Raw genomic sequence first — 17951 nt, forward strand, 5'->3', positions numbered from 1 at the left:
TAAGTAATTTTTGGATCACAATTTGTAATTCTGTCTCGCTTGTTGAGTCAGCTTCAGCTTGTGTTCGAGACCTTCCCAATTTTGAGCTTCGATATCGCTGATGAACTCGTCGAGACTGTCGCGGTAAATAGAGAGCGATCGCAACAATTCCTCTCGATTGTACTTGGCCACCATCACTCCCAGCTCGGGATTGCCGCCCCCAACGCGGCTCGTATCCCGAAAACCCGAACTCGCCAAATGTTGGGCTAAATTAACAATATCTCGATCGCCCTCTCGATCGCAGGCCGCAACCAGCGTCGCGCTCGCCATGAGCGGCAAATGAGAAATCCAAGCCACAGCTCGATCGTGTTCTTCCGGCTCACATCGGTAAACTTTAGCACCTAGCAACCGCGCAATTTCCTCAACCTTATCCACCGCAAGCGTCGGCGTTTGGGCAGTCGGCGTCACCACATAAGGCCGGCCCACAAACAAATCCGGCATCGCCGCCTCAATTCCGCTTTCAGCAGTCCCCGCCATCGGGTGTCCCCCCACAAAATTCGGCCACAGAGGAGACACAGCCTGCACTATGGGTGTTTTTACGGAACCGACATCGGTTACAATAGTATCAGGGGAAAGATAGGGCATCAACTCTCGGACGATCAGCTCGATCGAGCCGAGTGGCGTGCAAATAAAAACCACATCCGCTGCTGCGATCAGAGACAGGTGTATGCTGGCTTCATTGACAACACCGCGAGCTTGCGCCCGATCGCAAGTCTGCTGCCGACTCGACACCCCAAAAACATTAAACCCGCGCGATCGCAAATCCAGCCCGATCGAGCCACCAATTAAACCCAGTCCTACAATACCGATATTCATAGCAATAAAATGGGGATATTTGATACGGTGCCGCCCCCATGACAGTCGAGGAACTCCTGAAAAAATATGCCGCCGGAGAAAGAAACTTTGCCGGAATCAACCTGACTGAGGCCAACCTCAGCGGCGTCAACTTGAGCGGAGCCAACCTCAAGGGTGCGAATCTGAGTGTAGCAAACCTGAGCGGAGCCAACCTCAGCAAAACCAACCTCACAGGTGCCAAACTCAACATCGCCAGACTCAGTGGCGCCCATCTAGGCGGCGCCGACCTCACCGACGCCGACCTCAACGTCGCTTACCTAGTGCGAGTTGACCTCAAAAAAGCCATACTCATAGGAGCCAAACTGATCAGAGCCGAGCTGATTCGAGCCGAACTCAGCGGCGCAAACCTCAGCGGCGCAAACCTCAGCGGCGCCACCCTCACCGAAGCCACCCTTCGAGGAGCCAACCTCGCTCAAGCCAACCTTCGAGGCGCTCACCTCAGCGGCGCGTGCTTGACAGAAGCCAACCTCGAACAAGCCAACCTGCAAGGAGCCGACCTTAGCCGCGCCGACCTCAGCGGCGCAGACTTGCGAGGCACAGAACTGAGACAAGCCAACCTCACTCAAGCCGTACTCAGCGGCGCCGACCTCAGCGGCGTCAATCTGCGCTGGGCCATCCTCAGCGGCTGCAATCTCCGCTGGGCAGACCTCAGCGAAGCCAAATTGAGCGGTGCCGACCTCAGCCGAGCCGACCTCTGCCACGCCAACTTGCTGAATGCCAGCTTAGTTCACGCCGACTTGACAAATGCCTATCTGATCCGCGCCGACTGGATTGGAGCCGACTTAACCGGAGCCACCTTAACCGGAGCCAAACTTCACGCAGTTTCGCGACTCGGCATCAAAACCGAAGGCATGACCTGCAAGTGGGTTGATCTTAGCCCCAACGGCGACCACAGCCAAATTTACTGGTTGAACTCGGGAGGAACCCACGAATTTTTTCATGAAACCTTGCCCACAGTTCGGATTGTAATTGACTCGCCCTTAGACCAAGGCGCTCATTTTGCACTAGCTGCAACTTATTACCAAATTGCCCAACAATACCCAAGTTTAAGTCAGCCTCCCACGATCGAAGTCAGCTCCCGGCGCACCGTACTCGCATTTAAAATGGACAGCGACGATAAATTATTTGCCACCGCTTACGTTGCCATCATTCCTTTTAACGACGCTGCCATAACTCAAAAAAACCTAATAGCTTTGATGAAAATGATTCAATCCCACGATGCAGGCAAACTTAACGTCAAAGAATCTAAACACGTCCAGTTATGCAGCAAAGCTCTTAACCAAGCTATCAGCAAAGTAGACCAAATCAAAATTTCCAGTTCTTTTCCCAAAATCGGTGAAAGCATCAATTTCTTTCAAATACCCACACAGATGAGCTTAATTAATTCCCGCGATCAAAGACTCAGCGTATATCACCACCCAGGCTTCGGCAAGCGCCTGATTAAAAAATACGATCTGAGTAACTCAACATCGGCTAAGTTAGCCGAAAGCACAAAATTGGCTCAAGCTAATATCACTAGCATTTTGGATTTTATAAAAGGCTTCCACAATATAGATGTCTAGGCATATTGCATCAAGTTACAAAAAATGCTTATTCTAGTTTAAAGGTTGGCACAATAAAGCTTTGTTCTAACTAAGACATCAGGGAAATTGAAAAGCATGGATGCCGAAGAACTCATCACCAAATATGCAGCAGGAGAAAGAGATTTTACTGCCATCCTCCTTTGCGAGGCAAATCTCAGCAGGATCGATCTCAGCGGGGCTAATTTCAGTGAGGCAATCTTGAGCCTCACCAACATGAGCGGCACCAATTTGTCAAACGCCAACATGAGAAAAGCCAAACTCAATGTTGCCAGACTCAGCGGTGCTAATCTCCACCAAGCCAACCTCAGCGGCGCTATCCTCAACGTGGCCAACTTGATTCGAGCCGACCTCAGCGAAGCCAAACTCGTCGAAGCTACAATGATCAGATCTGAACTGATTCGAGCCAACCTCAGCAGTGCCAACTTGACCGGTGCAAATCTCAGCGAAGCAGATTTGAGAGAAGCAACCCTCAGAGAAGCCAATCTAGAGCAAGCCGACCTCAGCGGGGCTCACCTGAGAGGCGCTTTTCTAACAGCGGCCAACTTGGAACGGGCCAACTTGCACAGATCCGACCTCAGCAGGGCAGACTTGCGAGGAGTCAACCTCTGCAATGCCGAACTCAGACAAGCTAATCTGTCTCAAGCAAACCTTAGCGGCGCTGACTTGCGAGGCGCTAATCTCCGGTGGGCTGACCTCAGCGGGGCGAACCTAACCGGCGCTGACCTCGACGAAGCGAGATTGAGCGGGGCCAACTTGTACGGGGCAAATTTGAGCAATGTCAATCTGTTGAACGCTACTCTGGTACACGCGGATTTGACTCAAGCGAATTTGATTCACGCTGATTGGGTGGGCGCAGATTTGACGGGGGCGGCCCTGACGGGGGCAAAAATTTACGCGGTGTCTAGGTTTGATGTGAAAGCAGATGACATTACCTGCGATTGGGTTGACCTCAGTCCTAACGGCGATCGCAGCCACATTCAGCGCTTTACCCCAGAAGAATCTCAAAGGTTTTTCAATGCTACACCGCCGACAGTTCAAATTATTGTCGATCGACCCCTCGACCCGGATGCTAACTTTGTCCTTGCAGCTACCTACCGCCAAATTGCCCGTCAATACCCTGCTTTGAATCATCCTCCCAGTATCGAAGTTAATTCCAGACGCACAATCATATCATTTAAAATAGAGCAGGACGATCAACTATTTCCCACAGCTTTCGTTGCAATTATTCCCTTTAGTGATGCAGCATTCACTCAGAAAAATTTGATTACTCTGATCAAGATGATTCAACCCCAAAGTGGTAATAACCTGGGCGTCAGAGTGTCAAATATGGTAGTGCAATTAAACGTAGCCCTGACCAAAACAATGAGAAAAATAGGGGAAATGAAAATTCAGCCGATTCGCCTCGATCGCGAACCGATGTCAAGTTTTTTCCAATCGCCTACCCAAACTGTACTCGCTAACTCCAGCGCCGAAACTTTGATGATTCACTATCACCCCGATTTTGGCAGAAACTTGACAAATTTGCCGGGAGTAAACAAAACGTCTATCAGTCCGGCAATTAAAGCGCAAAGATTTACCACCCCGCCACTAAATACGGTCATTGAGTTTGTCAAAAGCTTTTATCAGCTCGGTGAGTAAATACTATATATTAATTTGATATTATTTCTATTTATGCCATAAAAAAGTTAGCCGATTGCTATTTCATTCAGGTAAAGAAAATGGAAGCTGAAGAACTGCTCAAACGATTTGCAATCGTCAAAAGATACACTGAAGGCGATAGAGATTTCACAGGAATCAACCTGAATGAAGCTAATCTCAGCCGCATCAACCTTAGCCAATCAATTTTAAGACGGGCTAGCTTATTTGTCACCAACCTCAGCGGTGCTAACTTGAGCGAAGCTAACTTGAGCGAAGCGAACCTGAATGTGGCTAGACTCAGCAGTACCAACCTATCGCGGGCAATCTTAAACGGGGCTACTCTCAACGTAGCAAACTTAGTCAGAGCCGATTTAAGTGCAGCTCAATTAATCCGAGCATCCCTGATTAGAAGCGAATTAGTCCGCTGCGAACTCAGCAAAACTAATTTCAGCGGCGCAAACCTGACTGAAGCAGATTTAAGAGAGGTAAAACTGACGGAAGCTAATCTTTCCGGTGCTAATCTTTCCGGTGCTAATCTCAGAGGCGCTTCGGCTGCTTCAGCTAACTTTCAAGAAGCTAACTTACACGGCGCAGATTTGACGAAAGCAGAACTTAGCGGCGTCAATTTGATCAATGCCGATATCAGACAAGCTTCTTTGCAACAGGTGAATCTCAGCAGTGCCAATTTGAGCGGAGCTAACCTCAAATGGGCTGATTTGACGGGAGCTAACCTCAACGGCGCTGATCTGAGCAGTGCTAAATTGAGCGGAGCTAACCTTAACGGAGCCGATTTAAGAAATACTAATTTAGGAAGTGCTAATTTCGTTCACGCTGATTTGACAGAAACAAATTTGATTAATGCAGATTGGGTGGGCGCTGATTTGAGGGGAGCAACTTTAACAGGAGCAAAACTGTATTTGGTTCCTCGGTGCGGTATCATTGCAGATGATATTACTTGCCAGTGGGTTGACCTCAGCCCCGCAGGCGATCGCACTCAGATTCAACAATTTAATTCGCCGTCAGAATCAAGAAAATTTTTAAATCACACGCCGGGGTTAGTGCAAATTGTGGTTGACGCACTTTTAGACTACTCAGCAAACAGCACTTTAGCAACAGCTTACAGCGAAATAGCTCGGCATTACCGGGCAATGAATTTTCCTCCTAATATTGAAGTCGGCTACCGCCGCACAACTCTAACTTTTAGATTTGAGAGCGATGAGCATTTATTGCCAGCAGCTTTTTTAGCGATTCTTCCTTTTAAGGATGCTGTACAAACTCAGAGAAATATTATGGTTATCGGCAAAAATATTGAAAGTCAAAAGTTGGAGGAGAAACGAATATTGCAGTTGCGTAAAGCATTGAGTACAGCTACAAATAAATTAAATGAGTTGATAAATTTGGTCTCTAATATATCACGAGGGAGTCAGCCCACAAAGTTTTTTGAGTCTCCTACCCAAACTATTTTAATTAGTTCGGGACAGGAGAGTTTGATGGTGAATTCTCACGGGAATTTTGGGAAGGGAGGTGCAACTCATCAGGAGAGTAAATTCTGTTTGCCTCTCGGTCAAAAAGTAGTTGATTTTCTGGCAAGTTTTGATTATGTTGAGTGAGAAATGTCAATTTTAAAACCGATTGATTGAGGTAGAAGTCCACAATTCGCTGCTCCGCTTCCTGCGATCGAACTCCGAGCCGCACTGGCCCCACCATTTAACGATGGCGCGGCTCGTGGCGCGGGCTTTGCGCTTAAGGCGCAGCGCTCTGATCCAAACGGGGCTTCCCGCTGGAGCTTACCGACAGCGGTATCGAGTCAGCTATTTGATGCCGATTTTGATGTGGCCGGAACCTGTGATTTTGGTGGCGCCGACACGGCTGATTGAGCATTTGAGAGCAGTGGAAATTCCACGTTTGCAAGAGTGGCTGCAAACTGATAAGTCGATCGAGACTTATTCGGATAATGCCACTGGACGAGGATTGATGCTAGCCGATCCCGAGTCTTGGCTGGCGGCTCGCTTGGCGGGGAATTCGGAACTTCACAGGAATATTCCGACAATTATCGACGGTGTGGATGACTTGGAAGTTTGGACGCGCCAGCAATTGACGGCGGGCTTGCAACCGGCTGATTGGAATGATTTAATGCAATCTCAGCCTTTGGAAGCCGATGCAATCCTCCAAGGGCGGGTACTGCTAACGCGGGCTTTCTTTCGGCATCCGGCGAAACCAGAGGAGTGCTATTTGCTGGAAACGGCAGAGCAAAATATTTTGCAGGGGCTGTTTGAAAGGATCGAGCCAAACCCCCTAATTCCGGCTGCTTGGAGGAATTTTTGGCAGCGGTGGGAAGCAAACGGAAAACTGCGGTGGGCGCAAATTCATCGGGAGGCTGGCTCATTTTCTCTGTTCTGCGCGCCGGTGCAGGTGGCTGAGGTTTTGGGCAAAATTTGGGACGATCAGCCGATGGTGTTGATTGGCGGGGCGGTGGATGTGGAACCGAAGGCTCCGATTTTCAGGGAAATGCTGGGACTGCCAGAATTGACGAGCGTTAAGTTTTCGCCCGATCGACAAAGCGAATTAATTCAACTGTACATTCCTAACTGGCTGCCGCTGCCAAATACGCCGGAATTTCAGGGAGTTTTAATGGAAGAAATTCGGACTTTGCTGTTGATGAGCGCGTCGGTGGCGGGTTTAACTGTGCTGATTGTTGGTGATGTACCGCTGAAGGCTCGGCTGGCGGCAATTTTGGCTTCTGAGTTCGGTTCTCGCGTGCAGGTAGAAAAAACTGATGTGGGCGAGAATGCGATTTTGGTGACGGGGTGGGAGTTTTGGCGGGAACATCAGGGGGAATTGAGGGCGCCTCACTTGCTGGCGATCGCAACTTTGCCATTGCCTTCTTTGGAGAATCCTTTGGTGACGGCGCGTGTGGCTTATTATAAGGAACGGCGCAAGGATTGGTTTCGGTTGTATTTGCTGCCGGCGGCGCTGAATGAATTGCAGCGGGCGATCGCGCCTGTGCGAGAACGTCAAGGGGTGGTGGCGATTTTCGACAGCAGGGTGATTCACCGCAGTTATGGACAACAGGTTTTAGCGGCCTTGAGCCCTTTTGCGAGGATTGATTATTTGGATACGACTTGGCTGACGCAGGCTTGAGATGACCTGTTGGCGTATAATTTGGTTAGGTATCCAGTTGAAATCTAATTTAGTAGACAAAGATTATGGGTGAAGCTAAGCGTCGCAAAGAGTCGATCGGCGACGAATACGGTAAAGAAGAACGCATCCTTCCCTGGCTGCCAATCACGAAAACCCAAAGCGAAGATTTTGTGAAGTGGACAAGTCGCGGAAGCTGGATGGGGATTAGTCTTTTGGTGGCTTGGTGGATTGTAGTGCGGTTTGTCGGCCCCTCGGCGGGTTGGTGGCAGGTTAACTGATGCCAGACTCGACAAATGCCTGTATTCTTGGCATTGTGTCGAGTTTTACTGGGAAACCAGCGGCTGAATTTTTAGGAAAAATTTAGTTGCAAATTTGGACTTGGTATGGTATATTAATTATCTGCGGGCAATTAGCACAGTGGTAGCGCACTTCCTTCACACGGAAGGGGTCACAGGTTCAAATCCTGTATTGCCCATTCAAAATCTATGGTGACTCATTAGACATCTCCAAAAAATAAAATATCCTGTCGGAGTGCGATCCAGGTTGGAGGGTGAAGCATTGGGGGAGAAAATTACAGGTTTTCAACATACAATTGTCGCCCAAAGGCTTCACGCCTACAGATCTCAAACGGCTTGAGATTATTTAGAGAGGTAACTTTATGATCCAAATAATTCTGAACTCAGAACAAGAAACTTTACTGCAACAACACTTAGAGACAGGGAAATATACAACCCCCGATCAGGTAATTACTGATGCTTTAAAAGCTTTGTCAGAAAAACAGCATCTTAATCAACCTCGGCAAGTAGTAACGATTCTTTCAGGAAAACCTGCACAAGATTTACTAGCAGAAAAACTCCAAATAAGCCGAGAACTTAAGAATAGTTATCAGCCCGATCCGCACCGACAAGCTTTAGCTGAAGATTTTAACAACTTATGTGAAGAAACCCAGGCTTTACACGCGGATCATCCTTTAACTGATGAAGAAATTGCCCAAGAAATTGCAGCTTATCGGAGTGGAGAATGAGAGTTGTTATAGATACTAATATTTTAGTATCTGCAGCGCTCGCTGGAAGAAAACCAGCTTCTGTTATTACCTGGGTTATCAATCAACCTGATTATGAATGGGTAGTTTCAGAAGAAATTTTAGCAGAGTATCAGGAGGTATTAAGCAGACGAAAACTAAAATTAACAGATGTTCAGAAAGAAAGATGGTTAAATTTGATTCAGGGTTCAACCCAACTCATTGATGTGTCTATAGAAATTGATTTCCCTAGAGATCAAAAAGATGCTAAGTTTATTGCTTGTGCACTCTCTGCTAATGCTGATTTTTTAATTACAGGCGATCGCGATTTTACAGAAGTTCAGAGTTTAGAAAATACGTTAATTATTTCTGTTTCTCTTTTTGCAGAATTGATTATGAATTAGACACTGTTCAAGAAGGCCAAAACTGCCGTAGCTTGCGGGGCCCGACGCGATCGCCCAAACCCCCATTATTTATACTACACGTATGCTACAATAACATCGTAGCTCGTGCCCCGCAGGAGGTTCCCTCATGGCAACTGCCAATATTCCTCAAAATTTCAACTTAATCATCCCCGCAGGAACCCAAATTGTCACCCGAATCGAGGTCAAAAACCCCGCCAGCGACCAATCTTGGAAACCGGGATTAGTAGGCGTCATCGTTCAATCGCCTACCGACAATTCCCACGCATATTTAGTCAAACTCCCAGACGGAACAGAAGTTAGTCTGCGGCGGCACGAACTCAGCATCCGCAAGCAGTTTCAGAGCGAAGGATTGCAGTCAGGAGGAGATTTTCTTGCAGAATACAACCTCTATGATTCTGTAATTTACCGCTGCATTGTTGGTTCGAGAGCTTACGGTCTTGATAACGAGCAATCCGATACAGACAGACGCGGGATTTACCTGCCGCCTGCAATACTTCATTGGTCGCTTTACGGCATTCCAGAACAATTGGAAAACAAGGAAAATCAGGAATGCTATTGGGAACTGCAAAAGTTTTTAATCTTGGCATTAAAAGCTAATCCAAATGTGCTAGAATGTTTGTACACGCCTTTGGTAGAAACGGTTTCTCCTGTAGCACAAGAATTGCTGGAAATTCGGGAAATCTTTCTTTCTCAATTGGTTTATCAAACTTACAATAGCTACGTTTTGTCTCAATTTAAAAAAATGGAGCAAGACCTCCGCAATACCGGGGAAATTCGTTGGAAGCACGCGATGCACTTAATTCGCTTGTTGCTGTCAGGAATTACGGTGCTCAAGGAGGGGTTTGTACCCGTTCGAGTGCAGGATTATCGATCGCAACTTTTATCGATCCGCAACCAAGAAATATCCTGGGATGAGGTCAATCAGTGGCGGTTGAGTTTGCACGCAGAGTTCGATCGCGCTTTTGCTGAAACTAAGTTGCCAGAACGTCCTAATTACGAGAAAGCGAATCTGTTTTTGATTGAAGCGCGTAAAGGTGCTCTTGGCTAAAAGGGCGGGTTTACGAGAGCGTTAATTTGAGACATATATGGTTGGTAAAACCCGCCCCTACAGGTATTTGCGATTGTTTAACCGCCCTGGAAATTAGCATGGATAAAATGTTTAAAAAATGATAGAATATATCTCTAACCTCGCCCAAATTATATCCGTTCAACCTTATCCGCTGCTGTTTGCGACTGTCAGCGGTTCGCATTTATACGGCTTTCCTTCCGCAGATTCTGACTTCGACTTGCGGGGAGTACACATTTTGCCCCTACCGAAAGTAATTGGACTGATAGTTGGAGAAGAAACAATCGAAGTGTCGAAAGTTCGGGAGGGAATGCAACTCGATTTAGTAACTCACGACATCAAGAAATTTTTTGAGTTGCTGTTGAAGCGCAACGGCTACGTGCTAGAACAACTGTATTCGCCGCTGATAGTTTACAGTACAAAGGAACACGAGGAATTAAAAGAGCTCGCCTCGAACTGCATCACCAAGCATCACAGCCACCACTATCTCGGTTTTGCTCACAATCAGTGGAAATTGTTTGAGAAAGAACAGCCGCGCCGGGTGAAACCGCTGCTGTATGTTTACCGGGTGTTGCTGACTGGGATTCATTTGATGCAAACGGGGGAGGTAGAGGCAAATTTGGTAAAACTAAATGAAAAATTTCAGTTGTCGTACATTCCCGATTTGATTGCGAGAAAGCTCGGCGGGGAGGAAAAATCGGTGCTGGAAGATGCTGAGATCGAGTTTTATCGACAAGAGCGCGTTCGACTGGTTAATATATTGGTAGATGCAAGCAGTACAAGTCATTTGCCGTCAAATCCTAATGCAAAGGTTGCTCTTAGCGATTTTCTGGTAAAGGTGAGGATGTCATCTGTAAAGTAAGCTGTTCCACCTCTAATTATTCTTTTGGTGCAGCAAGCAGCCTATATATTAGTCATTGTGTGCGCCGCGGATCGCAGAAACTGAAGTCAAACGCGCATCAGTACCAAAGAAACCGGGTTTTTTATCCTGCTCAAAAGCCAGAATCCTGTATTCTCCTCATCCATTAAACCCGGTTTTAAGTGATTCACTTTAATAGATTTGTGTTGGCGGATTCGCTAATACCAAGTATGCCGATATTTTGATATTCGGTAACTTGTGAGTTTTTTCCTGGTATGTAAATATTCCAACTTACGCCACCTAAATATGTCTTGATATATGAAATCAAGCCGTGGATAAATACAACGATGCCCACCATTTCTAATGACTCTTCAAGGGTGGTTACTAGGGCGTAGGCTAGACCCCCCTCCCCCGTGGTAGAAGATAGGTATCCCCCTGGAAGTTCCATCCCTATTGCTCCTCCAATATAAAGAGCGCATGCGGAAACAAATAATTTTCTTGTGGCAACAGGAAGGTGGAACACAAACTTACTATAGGATAATAAAAATATCGCTACCAGAAAACCAAATGGTACAATCCAAGTAAAGTAAAGAAATCCTGACGCATTTAGCAGCATTCTCGTCGGATCGATCAACTTTTCGTGCAATTGACCAGCTTCGTCTAAACATAGATATAGAAATATGAATGATAAAACTTTCCAGTGATTCTTGTAGCGATCGGTATCCAAATTTTTCGCATAGGCGATCACACCCAACAAGAGAGAAGTAAACAGCAATGCCAAACATGAGTAGAAGGTTGGAAGGTTCCGCTCGGCATCAACGTTAAATACTTTTGCAATGTACTCTCTCAACGGGTATTCCGGCAAGTAGTACAGACTCATCTGACTTAAGAAAGAGAGTACAGCTAGACAGGCCACCACTCGCAGCAAAAATTGGGTTACAGCCCCAGGAGCTAAAGGAATTTGGAATTTCATGTTATTTTCACTATTCTCTTAACCTTTGTTTAAGGGAATCTTATCAAAAGAAAAAACTCATGCGCTCTACCCAAAGACAGAGAGGACGCCTGCGGGTGAAGGCTATCTTTTTGTAACTGTATGATTATTGTAAGATTAAGGAATTGATAAGACCTCGATCGCCCTTAATTTTATTCAGCTATATGAAAAATATTATTGCCTGAGAAGTAAATTATATTTCTCCCAAAATGAAGCTGAAACCCTTGCTATGGTTGAGTCTAGTTCTAAATTCGCTCGATGTCTGCGAGAAAACTCGGCTTCAGGAAGCCGAGATTCCTCATTACCGAGAATTTCTGTAATCAAAGGAGATTACCGATCGATCGAGAGTGACCACTATGAGGTGAAATAACAGGCCAGTCGAGTGATTCGCCGCCATTTGTTAACCTTTACTCCCCCCAGCGAGATCGAAATATTTTATTGTCCAAGTCAATTAGCTGTCAGTCAATTGCTGATTTCTCAAGTTTTTGCTGCTTTACTTATTTTTCGTACCTGCGCGGCGTGTAAACCCAAACATCTCCATATTTGCGGGGAATAATCCGAGTTTGACTCGAACCGACAATAACTAAAGTTCTCATGTCGGCGTCTTGCGGCTGGAATTCGCCGAGGGTGCAAACCCGCACAGATTGGCCTGGGCGGCCGAGATTGCGCCCCAATATGACGGGGGTTTTAGCATCGCGACTTTGCAACAAAATCTCGATCGCCCTTGCGAGTTGCCAAATCCGCTGTTTCGAGATCGGATTGTAAAATGCGATCGCGAAATCTGCGATCGCAGCGGCCGCAATCCGCTGTTCAATGACCTCCCAAGGCTTGAGAATATCCGAAAGCGAAATCACGCAAAAATCGTGTCCGAGGGGTGCTCCGATCGCAGCAGCGGCCGCCTGCATGGCTGAAATGCCCGGTGCTACCCGAATATCAATGCCTTGCCATTCGGGTTTGGCATCAAAGTCGATCGCCTCAAACACCGCCGCCGCCATCGCAAAAATACCCGGATCTCCCGACGAAACGACGGCGACAGATTTTCCCGATGCTGCTAAATCTAGGGCAAAACGCGCGCGATCGATCTCTTCGCGGTTGTCGGAATCGTGCCGCTTTTGTCCTTCACCCAGGGTTCCGGCTAAGTCCAGATAGAACTTGTAACCCACCCAATCCGTGGCTTCGCGCAAAATTTCCTTAACTTCCGGCGACATCCAGGCAGCGCCTCCGGGGCCGGTACCGACGATCGCCAGTTTGCCGCGGCTAATTCCGATCGCGCTAGCATTTATGGGTTCGGCGGCTAGGGCGATCGCGCAATTCAGTGCGTTTGGGCGATCGCCTTCGATTAACTGACTGTTTGCACCGGCTGCTGTCAGGGCAATTTTTGCGGCCTGATTTTCGATGAATTCAATTGAGTCTAATTCGACAAGTTCGGAGAGTTTGAAAAAGCGGACGGGGACTTTAAAATATTGTGAAACTGCTTCAAGTGCCGGATTTCCCATCTCATCTTTTAATGCAAAAAATCCAGCAACGGAAGCTGGCGCTAAACCTGCATTTTCCAAGACTTCCTGGACTAATGAAACCGCTATTTCCGGCTCAATATTCGATATTTTTGTGAGTGCAACTGCCAGAATTTGCGGATGGTAAACTAAACAATCGGGCGTTGGCACAATTGCTTTTTCGCTGACGCGGATCGTCAATTTTGCGTCGGGGGCGATCCTCTCCGAGGGCTGCGCTAACGGCAAATTGCTCTCGGACAGCCAGCTTGCAGCCCCTTCTAGGCGTACTTTTGCCCCGGCGAGCAAATTTGAAATAAAAGTCTTCGCGTCCTCTGGATTCGCTAAATAATAGCCTTGGGGAGGACTCAGCAGCGCGGTGCGAAACCGAATATCTCCGGTGGTGGTAATTGCAGGTTGTACGCCGAGGGCTGCTGCAATCTCTCTGGCCAAATCATTAACGCCGTGCAAACCGCCCAGCAGCGGTACGACGGCGCTTCCGTCTTCTGCGACGGCTAAAACTGGCGGTTCGGCGCGTTTGTCTGACAGCAGCGGGGCGAGGGTACGGATGATGATTCCGGCGGCGCAGATGCTGATGATTGGGGTTTCTGTTGCAAATAATTCCCGCAAGGTTTCGCCGAAGTTGCTAAATTTGATGTCTGTGTTGGAAGTGCGATCGATTAAACCGTAAATCTGGGAACCGGGGAAATGTGCCGAGATTTTTTTGGCGATCGGCTGGCTGTTTTGACCTAATATAACTATTGCGGGAGAAACTCGAACCATTTTAGATTTTAGATTTTAGATTTTAGATTTTATGAGAGTTGCGACGGAAATTAGGAATTGATAATTGATAATTGGTAATGTAGGGGCGGATTCGCCAAGGTCTGCAATACAACACCAGAAATCTACTAAACCCGCCCCACCCCCACGGAGGATGCTATCTAATATAATATAACCTAATTAAAACAGGCTACAATCAATAAATATTTCGAGGTTTGGCTGTGAAACGCATTGTCTTAATTGCAGGGTTTGAATCTTTTAATGCTGATTTGTACCGCAAAGCTGCCGAGTTGGCTGTTTCTGGGTGTCAGGGATTGGAAGTACGGGTTTTTAGCGATCGCGCCCTCGTAGACGAACCCGACGCTGTAGCAGTCGCCCTCTCTAATGCTGATGTGTTTTTCGGGAGTTTGCTGTTTGATTACGATGCGGTAATGTGGCTGCGAGAAAGGGTGCAACATATCCCTATTCGCCTGGTTTTTGAGTCGGCTTTGGAATTGATGAGTCTTACTCAAATCGGCGCTTTTAAAATTGGCGACAAACCGAAGGGAATGCCGAAGCCGGTTAAGTTTATTCTGGATAAGTTCAGCAATGGGCGAGAAGAAGATAAGCTGGCTGGTTACATCAGCTTTTTGAAGGTGGGGCCGAAATTATTAAAATATGTGCCTGTGCAAAAAGTGCAAGATTTACGCAACTGGCTGATTATTTATGGTTACTGGAATGCGGGCGGTGCGGATAATGTTGTCTCGATGTTTTGGATTATTGCCGAAAACTATTTGGGGCTGAAGGTTGCAGAAATTCCGCCGCCTGTGGAAACTCCCAATATGGGTTTATTGCATCCCGATTATAATGGTTATTTTGAATCGCCTCGGCAATATTTGGATTGGTATCTGAGTCATAAAAGTGCTAGGGGCGGGCAAGATTCCCGTTCCACAAAGTTGGGAACCAATTGGTTTCCAAATTCAGATAAAGTAAAATCCCCTGTTGTGGGAATTTTGCTTTACCGCAAGCACGTTATCACCAAGCAGCCTTATATTCCTCAATTAATTCGCTATTTTGAAAAGGCGGGAATTGTGCCTTTGCCGATTTTTATCAATGGCGTTGAAGGCCATGTCGCGGTGCGGGATTGGATGACGACTGCTGATGAAACTGGGCGGAGAAAACAAGGCAATATTGAAACTCTTTCGCTTTCTAAAGATGCTGTGGAAGTTGATGCGATTGTTTCTACTATTGGCTTTCCTTTGGTTGGCGGGCCTGCTGGTTCGATGGAGGCGGGGAGGCAGGTGGAAGTTGCTAAGCGCATTTTAACTGCTAAAAATGTACCTTATTTTGTGTCCGCACCTCTGCTGATTCAGGATATCCATTCTTGGACTCGTCAGGGGATTGGAGGTTTGCAAAGTGTGGTATTGTATGCTTTGCCTGAGTTGGATGGCGCGATCGATCCTGTTCCCCTAGGCGGTTTGGTGGGTGAGGATATTTATCTGGTGCCCGATCGCGCGAAACGCCTGACAAGTAGAATTAACAATTGGGTGAAATTAGGTCGAACTCCGCCATCTGAAAGGAAAATTGCGATTATTCTCTACGGGTTTCCTCCCGGTTACGGTGCGGCGGGTACGGCTGCTTTGTTAAATGTACCGAAATCTCTGCTAAATTTCCTGCACAAACTTCAAGCAGCAGGTTATACAGTTGGAGAAATTCCGGCTGACGGGGAGGAGTTAATTCGCAGGGTGAAGGAGGCGGATGTTGCAACCGCAGATGGGGGCGGATTAACGCGGATGAACGCAGATGGGAGGGGAGGGTTTGGCAATACTGTTAATGTTAAAACTCTGGAGAAGTGGCTGGGGTATCTGTTAACAAGTCGTATTGAAAAACAGTGGAAATCTCTGACTGGTACTGGGATTAAGACTGACGGCGACGAGTTCCATATCGGTGGCATTCAACTGGGGAATGTTTGGATAGGTTTGCAGCCGCCGCTGGGAATTTCGGGCGATCCGATGCGCTTAATGTTCGATCGCGATTTGACGCCTCACCCTCAATATGCTGCTTTTTACAAGTGGCTGCAAAATGATTTGCAAGCTGATGCTGTGGTTCACTTCGGAATGCACGGGACTGTTGAATGGTTGCCGGGATCTCCTCTGGGAAATACTGGCTATTCTTGGTCGGATATTCTGTTGGGAAGTTTGCCGAATCTTTATATCTATGCTGCCAACAATCCCTCGGAATCGATGTTGGCAAAACGGCGCGGTTACGGTGTTTTGATTTCTCACAATGTGCCGCCCTACGGCCGCGCGGGCTTGTACAAGGAATTGATGGCTTTGCGGGATTTGATTGCGGAATATCGAGAAGATACTGCAAAAAATTATGTGCTGAAAGAGGCTATTTGTAAGAAAATTTTAGATAGCGGTTTGGAGGCTGATTGTTCGTTTGACGAGGGTCGCAAGTTAGGGATTGCTTTTAGTTTTGAGAATGTGGGAATGTTTAGTGCTGATGCTTTTAACCGCTATTTGGTGAAGCTTTATGAGTATTTGCAGGTGGTGGAATGTCGTTTGTTTTCTTCTGGTTTGCACGTTCTCGGAGAACCGCCTAGTTCTGAGGAAATGACCTCTTATCTTGAGGCTTATTTTGGGGATAGGTTATCACCGGAACAGGTGCAAGAACTGGTTGTTGAAGAAAATGAACCGCAGAGGCGCAGAGGGCGCAGAGAGGAAGAGAAAGAGGGGTTTGGTGGGGTTGTTGAGGAGGGTTTGTTGGTGCAGGATTTGTTGTTGCAAACGACGGATGAGTTGACTAATCTTTTGCGGGGTTTGAATGGGGAATATATTCTGCCGGCACCGGGTGGGGATTTGTTGCGGGATGGGGCTGGAGTGTTGCCAACTGGCAGGAATATTCACGCTTTAGACCCTTATCGGATGCCTTCTCCTGCTGCTTATGAAAGGGGGCGCGAAATTGCTCGGAAAATTATTGAGAAGCACCTTAAGGAACATGGGAATTATCCTGAGACTGTGGCGGTGATGTTGTGGGGTTTGGATGCGATTAAAACGCGGGGCGAATCTATTGGAATTCTGCTAGAATTGGTGGGGGCTGAACCTCTTAAAGAAGGTACTGGCCGCATTGTTCGCTATGAATTAAAACCGTTAGCTGATGTCGGTCATCCCCGGATTGATGTGTTGGGCAATCTTTCGGGTATTTTCCGAGATAGCTTTGTGAATATTATTGAGTTGTTGGATGATTTGTTCGTGCGGGCGGCGGATGCTGATGAACCGGAATCGGAGAATTTTATTCGCAAACACGCTTTAATTTTGCAGGGACAAGGTGTGCAGAATTATTCGGCAAGGTTGTTTTCTAATCCGGCTGGCGATTTTGGTTCTTTGGTTAATGACAGGGTTGTTGATGGTAGTTGGGAATCGGGGGATGAGTTGGGGAAAACTTGGGAAAGCCGCAATGTTTTTAGTTACGGGAGAAAGGATAAGGGGGAGGCGAGGCCGGAGGTTTTGACTCAGTTGTTGCAAGGGTGCGATCGCATAATTCAAGAAATTGATTCTGTTGAATACGGTTTGACTGATATTCAAGAGTATTATGCAAATACTGGCGGTTTGAAGAAAGCCGCAGAAAAGCAGCGCGGCAAAAAGGTTAACACGAGTTTTGTAGAAAGTTTTTCTCAGGATACAACTCCGCGCAATTTAGAAGATTTGCTGCGCTTGGAATATCGAACTAAGTTGCTAAATCCTAAGTGGGCTAACGCGATGGCAAATCAAGGTTCTGGCGGCGCTTATGAAATTTCGCAGCGGATGACGGCGTTAATTGGTTGGGGCGGAACGGCTGATTTTACTGATAGTTGGGTTTACGATCAGGCGGCTGATACTTATGCTTTGGATGAGGAGATGGCGCGGAAGTTGCGCGAGGCAAATCCTGAAGCTTTTCGCAATATTGTAGGCAGAATGTTGGAGGCTAACGGGCGGGGTTTTTGGCTGCCGGATGCGGATAAGTTGCAGCAGTTGCGCGAGTTGTACGAGTTGACTGATGAGAGGATTGAAGGGGTGACAGTGTAGTTTTTTTAGTCTAAATA

Annotated in this window: 13 protein-coding genes and 1 tRNA gene; 11 read left to right on the plus strand and 3 right to left on the minus strand. The window is 47.1% G+C overall.

Annotated elements, in window-relative coordinates:
• Positions 1-15: 15 nt before the first annotated feature.
• Positions 16-855, minus strand: a complete 840-nt coding sequence (locus QUB77_RS09330) for a prephenate/arogenate dehydrogenase (protein WP_333171633.1) — start codon at positions 853-855, stop codon at positions 16-18.
• 38 nt (positions 856-893) lie between these two features.
• Between QUB77_RS09330 and QUB77_RS09335 the strand changes: the two genes are divergently transcribed.
• From QUB77_RS09335 to QUB77_RS09380, 10 genes are all read left to right on the plus strand, one after another.
• Positions 894-2456: a pentapeptide repeat-containing protein gene (locus QUB77_RS09335; RefSeq protein WP_333171635.1), complete on the plus strand. Its 1563-nt coding sequence runs from the start codon at positions 894-896 to the stop codon at positions 2454-2456.
• A gap of 96 nt (positions 2457-2552) precedes the next feature.
• Entirely contained in the window at positions 2553-4115 is a 1563-nt protein-coding gene (locus QUB77_RS09340) for a pentapeptide repeat-containing protein (RefSeq protein WP_333171637.1), read from the plus strand.
• 80 nt (positions 4116-4195) lie between these two features.
• Positions 4196-5725 carry a pentapeptide repeat-containing protein gene (locus tag QUB77_RS09345; RefSeq protein ID WP_333322979.1) on the plus strand — a complete coding sequence of 510 codons (1530 nt, stop codon included), beginning with the start codon at positions 4196-4198 and terminating at the stop codon, positions 5723-5725.
• Between the two features lie 22 nt (positions 5726-5747).
• Complete coding sequence (locus QUB77_RS09350) at positions 5748-7256, plus strand: helicase C-terminal domain-containing protein (RefSeq protein WP_333322981.1); 1509 nt, start codon at positions 5748-5750, stop codon at positions 7254-7256.
• 65 nt (positions 7257-7321) lie between these two features.
• Entirely contained in the window at positions 7322-7534 is a 213-nt protein-coding gene (locus QUB77_RS09355; RefSeq protein WP_333230920.1) for a DUF2839 domain-containing protein, read from the plus strand.
• A gap of 125 nt (positions 7535-7659) precedes the next feature.
• Positions 7660-7731, plus strand: a tRNA-Val gene (locus tag QUB77_RS09360).
• 183 nt (positions 7732-7914) lie between these two features.
• Positions 7915-8280, plus strand: coding sequence for a hypothetical protein (locus QUB77_RS09365; protein WP_333171645.1), 366 nt, complete (start codon positions 7915-7917; stop codon positions 8278-8280).
• A complete protein-coding gene (locus tag QUB77_RS09370; RefSeq protein WP_333171647.1) occupies positions 8277-8681 on the plus strand; it encodes a putative toxin-antitoxin system toxin component, PIN family in 405 nt (134 codons plus the stop codon). The genes QUB77_RS09365 and QUB77_RS09370 overlap by 4 nt, the downstream gene beginning before the upstream one ends.
• 127 nt (positions 8682-8808) lie before the next feature.
• Positions 8809-9750: a DNA polymerase beta superfamily protein gene (locus tag QUB77_RS09375; protein ID WP_333171649.1), complete on the plus strand. Its 942-nt coding sequence runs from the start codon at positions 8809-8811 to the stop codon at positions 9748-9750.
• A gap of 118 nt (positions 9751-9868) precedes the next feature.
• Positions 9869-10630: a DNA polymerase beta superfamily protein gene (locus QUB77_RS09380; RefSeq protein ID WP_333171650.1), complete on the plus strand. Its 762-nt coding sequence runs from the start codon at positions 9869-9871 to the stop codon at positions 10628-10630.
• Between the two features lie 184 nt (positions 10631-10814).
• Here the strand turns inward: QUB77_RS09380 and QUB77_RS09385 are convergent, their stop codons facing one another.
• A complete protein-coding gene (locus QUB77_RS09385) occupies positions 10815-11600 on the minus strand; it encodes a hypothetical protein (RefSeq protein WP_333171652.1) in 786 nt (261 codons plus the stop codon).
• A 515-nt stretch (positions 11601-12115) separates the two neighbouring features.
• A complete protein-coding gene (cobJ, locus tag QUB77_RS09390) occupies positions 12116-13891 on the minus strand; it encodes a precorrin-3B C(17)-methyltransferase (RefSeq protein WP_333171654.1) in 1776 nt (591 codons plus the stop codon).
• Positions 13892-14109: 218 nt separating this feature from the next.
• On the opposite strand from cobJ, the gene bchH reads away from it, so the two are divergent.
• Positions 14110-17934: a magnesium chelatase subunit H gene (gene bchH, locus QUB77_RS09395; RefSeq protein ID WP_333171656.1), complete on the plus strand. Its 3825-nt coding sequence runs from the start codon at positions 14110-14112 to the stop codon at positions 17932-17934.
• Positions 17935-17951 lie beyond the last annotated feature (17 nt).

The sequence above is a fragment of the Microcoleus sp. AT9b-C3 genome (assembly GCF_036705485.1).
GTDB lineage: Bacteria > Cyanobacteriota > Cyanobacteriia > Cyanobacteriales > Microcoleaceae > Microcoleus.

Excerpts from the sequence above, each read along its gene's own strand:
- cobJ (WP_333171654.1), bottom strand. The coding sequence starts at position 13,891 with ATGGTTCGAGTTTCTCCCGCAATAGTTATATTAGGTCAAAACAGCCAG.
- QUB77_RS09385 (WP_333171652.1), bottom strand. The coding sequence starts at position 11,600 with ATGAAATTCCAAATTCCTTTAGCTCCTGGGGCTGTAACCCAATTTTTG.
- QUB77_RS09340 (WP_333171637.1), top strand. The coding sequence starts at position 2,553 with ATGGATGCCGAAGAACTCATCACCAAATATGCAGCAGGAGAAAGAGAT.
- QUB77_RS09345 (WP_333322979.1), top strand. The coding sequence starts at position 4,196 with ATGGAAGCTGAAGAACTGCTCAAACGATTTGCAATCGTCAAAAGATAC.
- QUB77_RS09370 (WP_333171647.1), top strand. The coding sequence starts at position 8,277 with ATGAGAGTTGTTATAGATACTAATATTTTAGTATCTGCAGCGCTCGCT.
- QUB77_RS09335 (WP_333171635.1), top strand. The coding sequence starts at position 894 with ATGACAGTCGAGGAACTCCTGAAAAAATATGCCGCCGGAGAAAGAAAC.
- QUB77_RS09330 (WP_333171633.1), bottom strand. The coding sequence starts at position 855 with ATGAATATCGGTATTGTAGGACTGGGTTTAATTGGTGGCTCGATCGGG.
- QUB77_RS09365 (WP_333171645.1), top strand. The coding sequence starts at position 7,915 with ATGATCCAAATAATTCTGAACTCAGAACAAGAAACTTTACTGCAACAA.
- QUB77_RS09375 (WP_333171649.1), top strand. The coding sequence starts at position 8,809 with ATGGCAACTGCCAATATTCCTCAAAATTTCAACTTAATCATCCCCGCA.
- QUB77_RS09355 (WP_333230920.1), top strand. The coding sequence starts at position 7,322 with ATGGGTGAAGCTAAGCGTCGCAAAGAGTCGATCGGCGACGAATACGGT.
- QUB77_RS09380 (WP_333171650.1), top strand. The coding sequence starts at position 9,869 with ATGATAGAATATATCTCTAACCTCGCCCAAATTATATCCGTTCAACCT.